The organism is Flavobacterium sp. GNP002 (assembly GCF_054343795.1).
In genome coordinates this window covers 2,501,143-2,514,616 of sequence record NZ_JBTGUW010000001.1, presented here as the reverse complement: position 1 = coordinate 2,514,616, position 13,474 = coordinate 2,501,143, and the positions used below count along the sequence as shown (strand labels likewise).

The window sequence follows — 13,474 nt, the reverse complement described above, 5'->3', positions numbered from 1 at the left end:
TTGAATATTTTATTTTATAAAAAAACATAATTATATGATTTGCAATGTAAAGCTAACAGCCTTAATAATTACATTAAATGAAGAGGACCATATACGTCAGCTTTTAACTGATTTAAGTTTTGCAGATGAAATAATTGTTGTAGATTCTTTCAGTACAGACAGAACAAAGGAAATTGCAAATTCTTTTAAAAATGTTATTTTTTTACAGAAAAAATTTGAAAATTTTAGTTCCCAAAGAAACTTTGCAATATCACAATCAACTTACGATTGGATTCTTTTTCTAGATGCTGACGAAAGACTAACTCCCGAACTAACACATGAAATATTAGAAACTCTGAAAAAAAATGAAAATGAAATTGCTTTCATGTTTCGCAGAACATTTATGTTTCAAAATAGTGTTTTACATTTTAGTGGATGTCAAACTGACAAAATATTCAAATTATTTAATAAAAAATTTGCTAAATATTCAAATGAAAAATTAATACATGAAAAATTAATTACTGATGGAGAGATTGCAACGTTAAAAAATAAACTAATACATTTTTCCTATTCTAATTATGAATCTTATAAAGCAAAAATGGTTCATTACGGTAAGCTTAAAGCTCAAGAGAAATTTATTAATAAGCAAAAAAGCTCAACTTTACATCAAATACTGCACCCTGCCTACGACTTTCTATATAATTACTGTATTCGTTTAGGTTTTCTTGATAGCAAAAAAGGAATAATCATTTGTTATTTAAGAGCCTACTCTGTATTTATTAGACATCAAGAACTTAGACATCTCTGGAAAAAAAAATATTTTATTTCCAAAAAATAAGCTTCTTTTTCATTTTTCTTTTTCGCCAAAATTTTTCTTGGAAATCAGTAGTGTAATGCCACAGCTTTTCAAAAACCTCACTATATGATTTATGATATAAAACTGCATATTCCTCACTCATAATAGAGATCATCTCTTTTTTTGTAACAAGCCTGCTCAAATTTTTCATTCGAGAATCAAAATCCATTTTTTCATGAAAATTCATTCGATTTAAATCAATTAAGAAAAAATCATAATTACCATGCGCCCTTTTTTTTACCAAAGTATTGCCTGGTGAATGATCTAAAAATTCAATTCCTTTTTCATGCATATTAAATGAAAATCTAATAAACTGTCGCAAAATATTTTCACAATCAGGAAAATTTTCATTTTCAACTAAATCTCTAAACATAAAATCAGCATCAAGATGTTTACATAAGTAATAACTTCTTTTAAGCCCAAAAAAGGAAACCTCTTCAAAATATGCAATAGGTTCTGGAGTACCTATATAATTATGAATCAAGATTTTTGCATTTAAAAATGAACGAGCTGCCTTAGATTCCCTAAAATACCTGTAAATAATTTTATTAATGAAATTTGGAATTTTGAACGATTTTATATTAATGGTAATGCTGTCTAATTCAAATAGTTTTATTTTGTTTCTATCCCCGTCTATTAAAACTAACCCTTCATAGTCATAATTCACGATTATTTTATTTAGCTTATCTTCAAAAGAAATAAAAGGTTGTGAAACTTTTGATACCATCATAATAATTTAATTTCCCACAAAAATAAATATTTAATAATCATTCTATAAACTATATTTGCAATAAGTTTAAATTTTAGCTTTTTACTATGAAAATAACATTAATAAGTCATGATGATTGGGGATTCAATAGACAAATAGCTGATGAACTAGAAAGAAAAGGGCATGTTGTTACAAATATTAATTTTAGTACTTTGAAATACAAGTACCCTAATTTTTTTTATAGAATATACAACTTTTTCTTAAAAGCATTTTTTAAAAAAAACCTAAAAAACATACATTTTGGTAAACAAATCATCCAGATTCTTGAAAAAAATAAAGAAAAACAAGATGTCATACTAACCATTAAAGGAGATTTTATTGATCCACAATGCGTTCTTGAATTTAAAAAATTCACAAACAAATCCATAGCTTATTTTAACGACAACATATATCGTTGCCCTAAAATAGTTCGTGTCATCCCTAATTTTGATGAAGTTTTTTCTTTTGAAAAAGAAGATTGTGAAAAATACAATTTAAAATTTATTACGAATTGGATATACACTACAAAATCAGAAACTAACAAACCTTTTGAATACCAAGTTTTTAACATCAGTTCTAAAGACAAACGATTTCCAGTTATTAGTAAAATAGCCGCAGATTTAAAAGCAAAAGGGATTATCTATAAAATCATGGTCTTTGATAAGAAAATGAAAACAATAGACCCAAACATCGAGTTCATTTCTAAACACATCCAAATTGCTGATGTAAATAATTATATTCACAGTGCTAAATTGTTGCTTGATATCAGCCGAAAAGAACAAAAAGGATTAACTTTTAGAGTGTTTGAAAGTTTAGGATTGGAAAAAAAGTTAATCACAACAAATAGTGATATAAAAAACTATGATTTTTACAACCCAAATAACATTTTAATTATTAACGAAGAATGCCCTGTAATTCCCTTAGATTTTTTCAATAATGAATATCAAGCAATCCCCGAATTAATCTTGAAAAAATATACTTTGAGCAATTGGGTGGATGCAGTTTTTCGATAAATAAAATTAGTCACTTGCAAATTTTCCACAACAAGAAAATAATTTAGTAACACAAAAGATGTCAACTTTTGTTCATTTGTGGGAGACAACTTGAATCATCTTCGGTTTGCAAAGTCTAATGTTTACATACTTCTTACTCAGCTTTAAATAAATATCTTTGCATAAGCAAAAAATAAAAATATGGAAAATATCAACGAAGAAGTTCACAAAGCCTACGAAGTCATAAAAGAAGGCGGAATCATCCTATATCCTACTGACACCGTTTGGGGCATAGGTTGCGACGCCACAAATCCTGAAGCTGTTACTAAAATATACAAACTCAAACAAAGAGCCGAAACACAAAGCATGATTGTTTTGATGAATGGCGAAAAAATGATGTACAATGTTTTCAAAGACATTCCCGAAGTAGCTTGGCAAATCATTGACTTATCCGAAAAACCAACTACTCTAATACTAGACAAACCCAGAAATGTAGCTCCCAATATAATTTCTTCAGATAACTCACTGGGAATTCGCGTTGTGAAAGAACCTTTTTGCTTTAAATTAATGGAAAAGATGAAGAAACCATTGGTTTCGACATCTGCAAATATATCAGGCCAACCCACTCCTATTGCCTTCAAAGATATTAGTCCAGAAATTATAAAAGGTGTAGACTATGTTGTAAATTTGCATCGTGAAAAAATTGGCGGAAAGCCTTCGACAATAATAAAATTAACGAATGATTCTCAGGTGAAAGTGATTCGAAAATAGTTTGCAGTATTCAGTTTCCAGTTTTCAGTTTAGCAACTTTAGACTTTAGACTTTAAACATTTTTAAAATGAGCATTAAAACTTCATATAAAGAAGCCTTAAATAATAAAATTTTCAAAGTCATCTCTCAAGCTTCTCAAGAACTTAACGTAGATAGTTATGTAATTGGTGGTTTTGTTAGAGATTTACTTTTAAACAGAGACTTTAAAAAAGACATTGATATTGTTGCCGTTGGCAGCGGAATCGAATTGGCTTTAAAAGTATCTCAATTACTTCCTAATAAACCAAAAGTTCAGGTTTTCAAAACTTACGGAACAGCGATGTTGCGCTTTGAGGACACCGAAATTGAGTTTGTAGGCGCCAGAAAAGAATCCTATCATTTTGAAAGTCGGAATCCTGTTGTAGAAAACGGAACCCTTGAAGACGATCAAAATCGTCGTGACTTCACTATAAATGCGTTGGCTTTATCCTTAAACGAAAAGAATTTTGGAGAATTATCAGACCCTTTTAATGGTCTCGAAGATTTAAAAAACAAAATAATTAGAACACCCTTGGATCCAGATATTACTTTTTCTGATGATCCGTTGCGTATGTTGAGAGGCATTCGTTTTGCGAACCAATTGGGCTTTGATATAGAAGAAAATTCGTTTCAATCCATCACAAAGAATGCAGAGCGAATAAAAATCATTTCTGGAGAACGCATTGTGGATGAATTGAATAAAATACTTTCGACAGATCAACCTTCAATAGGATTTTTACATTTGTTCAAAACAGGACTTTTAGATATTATTCTTCCCGAGTTAACGGCTTTGAATCAAGTTGAAGAAATAGAAGGTCACACGCATAAAAACAATTTCTATCATACGCTTGAGGTTGTTGACAATATTTGCCCAAATACTGATGACGTTTGGCTCCGCTGGTCTGCATTGTTGCATGACATAGGAAAAGCTCCAACAAAACGTTTTAATAAAAAACAAGGCTGGACTTTTCACGGACATGAATTCCTGGGAGGAAAAATGGCTAAAAAAATATTTGAACGCTTGCACATGCCGCTGAATCACAAAATGAAATTTGTGCAAAAAATGGTCATGATGAGTTCGCGTCCGATTGTTTTGTCACAAGACACAGTTACAGATTCTGCTGTGCGCCGTTTAGTATTTGACGCTGGTGAAGATGTTGAGAATTTAATGACGTTGTGCGAAGCAGATATCACTACCAAAAATCCAAATAAATTCAAGAAATACCACAATAATTTTGTAATTGTTCGAAAGAAAATTGTTGAAGTAGAAGAGCGCGATCAAGTACGTAATTTTCAACCACCAATTTCTGGAGAGGAAATCATGAAGATTTTTGACCTAAAACCTTCGAAAGAAATCGGAATGCTAAAAGAAGCGATAAAAGAAGCAATTTTAGAAGGAGAAATTCCTAATGAATATCAGGCAGCATATGATTACATGTTAAAAAGAGCCACAAAAATCGGATTAAAGATTAACGCTTGTTGAATTAACATTTAATTACATTTCAAATACCTTTGTAAAAATTAATTTTAAACAATGAAAAAAGAGAATAATTACGTTATCATTTGGTTGTTATCAGGATGCTTATTATTGTTTATAATGGTTATAGTGGGAGGAATTACCCGATTGACAAATTCTGGTTTATCAATGACCGACTGGCATTTAGTAACTGATACTTTTCCGCCTTTAACAGAAGAAAAATGGTCACACGCTTTTGAAGAATATAAAAAATTTCCAGAATATCAAAAAATCAATATCCACAATGATTTTACGCTAAGCGATTACAAAATAATCTATTTCTGGGAATGGTTCCACCGTTTTATTGGTAGAATAATTGGCCTGGCATTTATAGTCCCATTTGTTTATTTCTTGTTCAAGAAACGTCTTTCGACTGCTACCATTAAAAAATGTGTTGTTTTGCTTTTCATGGGCGGTTTTCAAGGATTCTTGGGCTGGTTTATGGTACGTAGCGGATTAATTGACAATCCAGATGTAAGTCATTTTAGATTGGCCTTACACCTCACATTTGCTTTCATAACATTTGCCTATACACTTTGGGTTGCTTTGGATTTAATTTACCCAAACAGATCGAAAGTAATAGTTCCATTGCGAAATCTTGCACGTGTTGCATTAGTATTTTTAGTTATCCAAATCATTTATGGTGGTTTTGTTGCGGGACTAAATGCAGGTTTAATTCACAATCACTGGCCTTTGATGAGTGACGGACAATTCATTCACGACAGTGTTTTTATAGAGAAAAGCACCTTATTTTTAAATCTAATTGAAGGAAAAAGTGGCGTTCAGTTTGTTCATCGTACTATGGCTTATGTTGTAGTAGGAATCATTTTGGCGTTGTATTTTACAAGCCGTAAACACTTGCTTAACGTGCTACAGAAAAGAGGAATCAAGACTTTGGTGATTATTGTATTTTTACAATTTACATTAGGTGTCTTTACTTTACTATATGGTGTTCCGCTTTGGTTAGGATTAATACACCAAGTAATGGCTTTCATTTTACTGACAGCAATGACATTTTCTTTGCACAGATTATCAAAATAAAATCATAATTCAAAACCAATATTGCCTGACTATATTGTCACATTTCTTTGCTTATTAACGTAAATGTCTAAACTTGCCGCTCAAGATAAATTTTTAGATTTATCAGATTATGGAAGAACTTTCGGAAAATTTCTCGCCAATCAATTAAAAAATACCCGTTTTACTCCCATACATGTCACGCTACTTTTTGGTGTTTCCGGTCTGATAGCCATCTATTATATTCTTGATAGATCGTACTTTTTAGCTGGTTTTTTCATCTTGCTAAAATCCGGAATCGACGCTGCCGATGGCGAACTGGCTCGCTTAAAAAACACCCCTTCCTACACCGGAAGATACTTGGACAGCGTATTCGATATCATCTTGAATTTTCTATTTTTAATGACCATTTGTTATGTCTCAAAAACATCATTTTGGCTTACTATTTTGGCCTTTATTGGCATTCAATTACAAGGCACATTATACAATTATTACTATGTTATTTTGCGTACAAAATCAGTTGGCGGAGATACCACAAGTAAAATTTTTGAGTACAAATCACCCAGAGCTTTACCTGGAGAAACCCAAAAATCAGTGGATGTTTTATTCCGGATATATACGATTGTCTATGGTACTTTTGACAAAATAATTCACATACTTGACAAAGAAGCATACAAAGTAAAAACGTTTCCAAACTGGTTTATGACCGTACTTTCAATTTACGGTTTGGGTTTTCAACTATTGATAATTGCGGTAATGTTACCTATGAATTTAATAGAATATATCATTCCATTTTTTATAATTTACACTGTATTAATTTTTGTGATAATTGGCATCCGAAAAGTGTTTTTCAAGGTTTAAAACCATCATAGACATAATCTATATACATAACACAAAAAACAGATTATCAATTTTTTAAAAACCAATACCTTTAGTTTTAATTTAACTTTAATCTGAATTCCATTTACCAACTTAAATCAAAATAGAGACGTGCAATTCATTGGAATTATACAATAGTTTCCTAGAATTGTATAACATATTTACAGTTTAAAATTCCCAAATTTGTAAAGAACAAATAGTAATTTAAAACTTAGATATTATGCCAAATTCAAAAGAGATTGAAGGAAACTGGAATGAGTTGAAAGGAAAACTTAAACAGAAATTTGCCGATTTAACGGATGATGATTTATTGTACGAGGAAGGAAAAGAAGATGAAATGTGGGGTAAATTACAACAAAAATTAGGCAAGACAGAAAAAGAAATTAAATCATTATTTGATTAATTTCTAAATCCTAAACTTACTTAAAACTGTTTCAATTGTTAGCGTACAAAATTTCCTTTTAGGATTTTTTGAACCTGCATTTGAAACAGTTTTTTTTTATACTAAAACTACCCAATCCAATTTTTAAAATCAGAAACTTTTTCTCTGCTCACAATCACTTCGTCTTCTTTATAAGAAGGCAAAATAACCTTTAATCGGGAATTGCTATAGACTACTATTTCCTTAATTGCTTTCAGCGGAATTATGAATTTTCTGCTGATTCGAAAGAAATCTGCGGGATCTAATTCCTGTTCCAAAAGTTCCAGCGTGCATTCCATTAAATAATTCCTATTGTCAAAAGTATGCAAATATGTTCCTTTATTTTCACTAAAAAAACATTCGATTTCATCGGTAGCAATCACCTTTAAATGTTGCCCTATTTTTACCGTAAATCGTTTTTTATGATTTTTTTCAAATGGATTAGAAAGCATTTTTTTAATCTGCTCAAAATCTAACTGTACCGTTTCTTGTTTTGGTAAACGCGCTTTAAATTTAGAAACAGCAACCTCTAAATCATCTTCGTCAATAGGTTTCAAAAGATAATCGATACTATTCAATTTAAAAGCCCGAAGCGCATATTCATCATAAGCAGTCGTGAAAATTATGGCGCTCTTAATTTCAACTTTTTCAAAAATCTCAAAGGACAAACCATCTGATAACTGAATGTCAAGAAAAATTAATTCCGGATGTTCATTTTTAGAAAACCAATCAATTGCTTCTTCTACAGAATGCAACATCACTCCTACTTGAATGTTTAGTTTTTCTAATTTTCGCTGTAGTAATCTTGCAGCTGGTTTTTCGTCTTCTATAATTATTGTGGTCATTTATGTAAAATCATTTATCTGGTTATTTAACTGATAACTGCTCCAGAAGCGTAGGGATGAATTCTGAATACTCATTTTCACTCCCATTTTTCACTTTTCTCTTTCTCCATCAACTCCTTGATTTTTTTCTCTTCCCAGTTTCTTCCAAAAATCCAATTGGGCAAGAAAACAGAAAATCCGTGTACCACTATTCCTATTCCCCAAAAGAATGCAGTAAAGAAATTCTCTATTTTGAAATAGCTTTCTCCTGGATCCAAATCTCTAACATTGAGGAATACAATCATTATATTTATGGCTATATATACTATTAAATGCGTATAAAACCCTTTCAATCTCTTGACTTCCCGTTGGGCTGCAGCGTATTTGTCTTCTGGCTGAAATCCTTCAAACCCAGAATTAAAATTTCTTTTCATTTTGATGATATTAAGTGTCATTTATTATTTAAAAAAGCAATTCAATTGTAATGGAAGAATTGTGACTTTACGTCCAGGTATCTTTTCTCTCATTTTCTTTATCCATAAACTCTTTGATTTTTTGTTCTTCCCAATCTTTACCAAAAAATGGCATATAATTAAATACTTTCATGCCATGAAAAATTACTCCAATTCCCCACCCTAACATAGGCCAAAAAAACCATAAATGCTCAGGAGATGTCACTAAATTTATAATCAACAGAGCAATATTAAAGACAATATAGGCTGTTAAATTCCCATAGAATCCTTTAATTTCTTCCACTTGTTTTTTCGCTTTAAAATAGCGCTCTTCATTTTGATATGTATTTTCCATAATTTCTTATTTAATTTTTTTTACGTTTATAACAGCTCTGATTCTTATTTCCATGTTTGTTTCTGCTCTTCTTTGCGCAAAATTTCTTGAATTTTTCTTTGTTCCCAATTAGAACTGTAACCAAAAACCTTTAAAGCATGCATCGTCAATCCAAATCCCCATCCGGCTGCAGAAAACCAAAACCATTGAAAATGTGGTGAAAAAGTTAAATTGATATAGATTAAAAACGGAATAACACAACAGTAAGAAATCAAGTTTCCGTAAAAACCTTTAAGCTCATCCACTCTCTTTTTGGCTCTATAATAAGCGTTGTTTTCATTGTAATCTGTAGTCGTTTCCATAACTGTAATTTGTTTAGTTAAAATGGGTATTTTGACAGTAAATGCTTTCTCATTTTGAGCAATCAGGACTTTCCTGTTGGTTATAATTCCATATCTGTTGACGATATTCTGTAAACCAACGCCTTGACGTTCCTGTAATACTTCTTTCTTTTGATAATCATTTTGAACAGCCAGATAATCGCCCTCAACATAAATTCTGATGTGCAATGGCCTTTGTTCACTAACCACATTATGCTTTACCGTGTTCTCTAATAAAAGCTGTAAAGAGAGCGGCACTACTTTGGCTTCTGAATTTATAGCTGTCGTTGGTAATTCATAAAACAAGCTATTTTCGAAACGCATTTTCAATAAGTTCATATAGGTTTTGGCGAAAACCAATTCTTCTTCAAGCGAAACAAGCTCTTTATCTTTTTGTTCCAATACATAGCGATAAATCTTTGATAATGAAATCGTAAACCGTTGTGCATTATCTGGATTTTCTTCAATCAAAGAGCTTAAGACATTCAAACTATTAAAAAGGAAATGAGGGTCAATTTGATTTTTTAAACTCTCGAATTTCGCGTTAGCTGTTCCTGCAATAATTTTCTGTTCTTTGACTTTGTTTTCATTATACGCTTTGTAAAATGAAATGGTGTAAATGGATAATGTGACAAAAAAAGTGATGATTATCGACCCTAAATAGCTTGAAGGTTTTTCATTAGCCAAGAAATAGTCAAAAGAATTTTTATTATACACCACTACTTCAAATACGTGCATTAAAAAAATCACTACTAATGAAACTAAAAATGAACCTATAAAACCCAGTGATAGTCTTTTTACCGAAAATTTATCTTCAAAATAAGAGTCTAATTTCCAAAAAAGAAACATGTTTGCAGCGTATAAAGAAAAAGTATACATCATTGTAAATAAAAAATTGACTAGCAACCTTTTACCGAAATAAATCTCACTTCCCATTACCACATTGACTAATTGAATCACTGCAAAAATTAGGATTGTCAATTTTATCGCTCTTTGAAGTTCTTTATATATTCTACTCATTTTATTTTGACATTTATTCCGGTGCAACAATTAAGAAAAAGATTTTAAGATTGATTCACTTTCTCTTATTTCTATTCCCTATTTACAATTTTTCTGTGCTGCTAAAGCTCTGTCCAATCCCCACTTTGGAGAAAAAGGTGTTTCAGGTTTAAAAGTAGCAAAAAGTCCAATAGCTTTTTCAATTTGTGCGCACATTGGTTTTGTGTCAGTTCCCCAAAATTGCACTCCACCAATTTCAAATTCGGCCTTACCAAAAACAACTCTTGGATTTTCCGGAGCGATTGCCTGGGCTTTCCCGTATAATTCCATCACTGTTCCAGATAATTTTTGTCCGTTTGTCATTGGGTCAAAAGCAATCCAAGCAGTATGAATCATCGCTTGCATCACCAATAATTCAGCATTATTTGGATTTTTATCCATTTCTATATCCAATGATTTTTGTGCTTTCGAAAGTAATAAATTCATTTGATCTTTATCTTTCGTTCTAAAAGCAGTCGTCGTATTTACCAATGCAACGTAATAATTAGGCAACCAACTTGTTTTTTCAGCAGCAGCAATTCTTTCGAATAAATCTGAAGCTTCGGTATTTTTTCCTTCGCCCCATAATTGGAACGCTTTTCCCATTCCTTGCTCGAATTGCCCTTGAGCCGATACTAAACTACATACAAATAATACGATTGTGGTGATAATTTTTGTCATGATTTCTTGTTTTAAAATGGTTATTTTTTTGATGATTGAAACGTTGTAATAATTTATACTTCAAAAGTATCTCGGTTTTTATTGGTTTAAAATTTATTGATACTGAACTGTAGAATTTGATGGATGAATTGTTATTAAGTCGAAAGTTATAAAGTCGAAAGTCATAAAGTTTAAAGAGTTTTCGTTTACAAGGACTTTAGACCTTTGACTTTAAGACATTATGACTTCTTTTAAAGATTTCTCAACTGATTGTCTTTTTTATCATTGCTAATCGTCCAAAAGAATCCTACAAAGAAAAAACGATCTGCAGTAGGAACAATTTCTTTTCTGTTGTAAAAGCCTGTGTTGTCTTGATTGTTTGCGTATTCGTATCCAAATACATTCTGAGAACCTAAAACATTGGAGACTGAGAAATATAAAATCTTTTGTTGACTCAATAAATACGCCCAATTGAAACTCAAACTGTTGTATGATTTTGTTTTTCCATTCATGAATTTCGTTTCATTTGGATTGTTGTAAGGACGCCCAGAACTGTATGAATTCGTGAAGCCTATCTGTGATTTCCAATCATTTATCCAGTACTTAGTAACGATTGATAAGCTGTGATCTGCAACAAAACTTGGCGTCACTTGCGAACTAAAATTTTTATAATTTCGCTCTGTGTCGATGTACGAATAGGAAACCCAATATTCTAAGTTTTTGATTGATTTTCCGTCTCTCCAAAACAAATCCAAACCTTTCGCATAACCAGAACCGGAATTATCATAAACCGAATTATAAGCTGCCATTTGGGTGTCGAATTTTACTAAATCGCGATAGTCTTTGTAATAGGTTTCAGCACGAAATGTTTTTCCGTTTTTATTGTATTGAAAATTCAAAATGTAATGTGATGCCTTTTCGCTTTCAAACTGATTGTTGCTAGAATATTTGATGTATTCCGAGTTTGGAGTTTGGGTAAAATCGCCATAAGCAAATGAAAACTGACTATTTCTAGCCATTTTATACGCAAATGAAATTCGGGGAGAAATAGCCGTTTCATTCAGCAAATCATTATTTGAAGCCCTTAATCCTACTTTTGCAGCCCATTTTTTAGAGAAGAAAATATCAGCTTCTGTATAAATAGCTGCTATGTTCGAATCATACCCATTGGTAAAAACCGAACCTGAATTTTCGTTGAAATCTTCATTGAATTGGGTCACAAAATAATCCGCTCCAAAGGATATTTTCACTCTTTCTGAAAAGCTTTTTCTTAATTTTAATTTCAAATGAGCAGCATTTTCATCATTCGCCACTTTATCTGAATCTAAATTTATTTTGTTTTTACTGTAACCATAACTTAATCCAGAAGTAATTTGCCAGTTATTCCCAAAAACGCCTTTGTAGGAAGAATTTAAATAGAAATTATTGTTATTCAAATCAACTCTGATTTTCTCCGCTGAATTGATGCTTTCCTGATTAATATCAAATTTAGACGAATCAAAAGCAGCATATACTTTCAAAATCCCATTATTGAAGTTATAGCGATACACCGTTTCTCCCGACAATGATTGAAAAGGACTATTCCAATCCACGTTTTGAGGAATGACCGCTTGATAGGGCGCTAAATTGATGTAATTCGCATTCACGCTCAATGAACTTTTTTTCCATTTTTGGGTATTTCCAATTCCTAAACCAACAGTCATCAAAGAGATTTCCGTTTTGTTTTGGTCAGGATCATCTTGTGTATTCAACAATAAAACACTGGATAACGCTTCGCCGTATTCAGCTGAATATCCACCTGTAGAAAAAGAAATTCCGCTGAACAGAAAAGGAGAAAACCTACCTCGTGTTGGCAAATTATTTGTGGTTGCGCCATACGGTTGCGCCACCCGAATTCCATCTACAAAAGTTTGTGTTTCATTGGCCTCGCCACCACGAACAAACAATCTTCCGTCCTCACCTACCGTTTGTGTTCCCGGCAACGTTTGCAAAGCCGCAATAATATTCCCCGCAGAACCAGCTGTAGTTACAATATCTAATGGTTTCAAAACAGAAACTCTGGCTTTGTCACCGGCTTCTAATGTTCCGGCCGTAATAACGACTGCATCAAGCGATGTCACACTTTCTCGTAATTTGATGGTTTTATTTTGGAAATTAGCCACATCAATCACTGTTTTAGAAGTTTCATAAATCAGGAAACTCACCACCAAAGTTTGATTTCCTTTTACAGTAGTCGTAAAACTAAAATCACCCATTTCAGTAGTCGATGCGCCATCATAAGTGCCTTCGATAAAAACATTAGCGCCAGAAACCGGTTTTCCTTTCTCATCCACCACTTTCCCCGAAATTGTATTTTGTGAAAAAATAGTCAGACTGAAAAATAAAATAGCAAAAGTGAAAATTGATGTAAGGCTTCTTTTCGAATGATTTGATTGCTGAGTAAATGATGGTTTCATGATGTTTGATTTTGATGGAGCAAATATCTATCGCAAAAATCATAACTAGAAAAAGTTATTACTGAACTGTGGAAATTACAGGATGAGTTGTTTTATCTAATACATTTCGAATTTAAAATCACGTATTTTCTAT

General features: G+C 31.8%; 14 protein-coding genes. 7 read left to right on the top strand and 7 right to left on the bottom strand.

The window, feature by feature from the left end; translation table 11 throughout:
* Positions 1–34: 34 nt before the first annotated feature.
* Positions 35–817, top strand: coding sequence for a glycosyltransferase family 2 protein (locus ACXX80_RS11015; RefSeq protein WP_458553215.1), 783 nt, complete (start codon positions 35–37; stop codon positions 815–817).
* Here the strand turns inward: ACXX80_RS11015 and ACXX80_RS11010 are convergent.
* Positions 801–1,565: a protein kinase family protein gene (locus tag ACXX80_RS11010; protein WP_458553214.1), complete on the bottom strand. Its 765-nt coding sequence runs from the start codon at positions 1,563–1,565 to the stop codon at positions 801–803. The genes ACXX80_RS11015 and ACXX80_RS11010 overlap by 17 nt on opposite strands.
* A gap of 86 nt (positions 1,566–1,651) precedes the next feature.
* Here ACXX80_RS11010 and ACXX80_RS11005 point away from each other — a divergent pair, with 86 nt between their 5' ends.
* The 6 genes from ACXX80_RS11005 (at position 1,652) to ACXX80_RS10980 (ending at position 7,179) form a co-directional block, all read left to right on the top strand.
* On the top strand, positions 1,652–2,596 hold the full coding sequence (locus tag ACXX80_RS11005; RefSeq protein ID WP_458553213.1) for a WaaS/CpsH family glycosyltransferase: 945 nt from the start codon (positions 1,652–1,654) through the stop codon (positions 2,594–2,596).
* A 180-nt stretch (positions 2,597–2,776) separates the two neighbouring features.
* Entirely contained in the window at positions 2,777–3,346 is a 570-nt protein-coding gene (locus tag ACXX80_RS11000) for an L-threonylcarbamoyladenylate synthase (protein ID WP_458553212.1), read from the top strand.
* 67 nt (positions 3,347–3,413) lie between these two features.
* Positions 3,414–4,847: a CCA tRNA nucleotidyltransferase gene (locus ACXX80_RS10995; protein WP_458553211.1), complete on the top strand. Its 1,434-nt coding sequence runs from the start codon at positions 3,414–3,416 to the stop codon at positions 4,845–4,847.
* Between the two features lie 51 nt (positions 4,848–4,898).
* A complete protein-coding gene (locus tag ACXX80_RS10990; RefSeq protein WP_458553210.1) occupies positions 4,899–5,921 on the top strand; it encodes a COX15/CtaA family protein in 1,023 nt (340 codons plus the stop codon).
* A 63-nt stretch (positions 5,922–5,984) separates the two neighbouring features.
* Complete coding sequence (locus tag ACXX80_RS10985) at positions 5,985–6,758, top strand: CDP-alcohol phosphatidyltransferase family protein (protein ID WP_458553209.1); 774 nt, start codon at positions 5,985–5,987, stop codon at positions 6,756–6,758.
* 238 nt (positions 6,759–6,996) lie between these two features.
* Positions 6,997–7,179 carry a CsbD family protein gene (locus tag ACXX80_RS10980; RefSeq protein ID WP_091258074.1) on the top strand — a complete coding sequence of 61 codons (183 nt, stop codon included), beginning with the start codon at positions 6,997–6,999 and terminating at the stop codon, positions 7,177–7,179.
* A 107-nt stretch (positions 7,180–7,286) separates the two neighbouring features.
* Here ACXX80_RS10980 and ACXX80_RS10975 read toward each other — a convergent pair whose 3' ends face one another.
* The 6 genes from ACXX80_RS10975 to ACXX80_RS10950 all read right to left on the bottom strand — a co-directional run bounded on the left by ACXX80_RS10975 (position 7,287) and on the right by ACXX80_RS10950 (position 13,341).
* Entirely contained in the window at positions 7,287–8,042 is a 756-nt protein-coding gene (locus tag ACXX80_RS10975) for a LytR/AlgR family response regulator transcription factor (protein WP_458553208.1), read from the bottom strand.
* A 77-nt stretch (positions 8,043–8,119) separates the two neighbouring features.
* On the bottom strand, positions 8,120–8,455 hold the full coding sequence (locus ACXX80_RS10970; protein WP_315211068.1) for a 2TM domain-containing protein: 336 nt from the start codon (positions 8,453–8,455) through the stop codon (positions 8,120–8,122).
* Positions 8,456–8,522: 67 nt separating this feature from the next.
* Entirely contained in the window at positions 8,523–8,828 is a 306-nt protein-coding gene (locus ACXX80_RS10965; protein WP_126460425.1) for a 2TM domain-containing protein, read from the bottom strand.
* A gap of 44 nt (positions 8,829–8,872) precedes the next feature.
* Positions 8,873–10,207 carry a histidine kinase gene (locus tag ACXX80_RS10960; RefSeq protein ID WP_458553207.1) on the bottom strand — a complete coding sequence of 445 codons (1,335 nt, stop codon included), beginning with the start codon at positions 10,205–10,207 and terminating at the stop codon, positions 8,873–8,875.
* A 78-nt stretch (positions 10,208–10,285) separates the two neighbouring features.
* On the bottom strand, positions 10,286–10,906 hold the full coding sequence (locus ACXX80_RS10955) for a hypothetical protein (RefSeq protein WP_458553206.1): 621 nt from the start codon (positions 10,904–10,906) through the stop codon (positions 10,286–10,288).
* 230 nt (positions 10,907–11,136) lie between these two features.
* Complete coding sequence (locus tag ACXX80_RS10950) at positions 11,137–13,341, bottom strand: TonB-dependent receptor (protein WP_458553205.1); 2,205 nt, start codon at positions 13,339–13,341, stop codon at positions 11,137–11,139.
* Positions 13,342–13,474 lie beyond the last annotated feature (133 nt).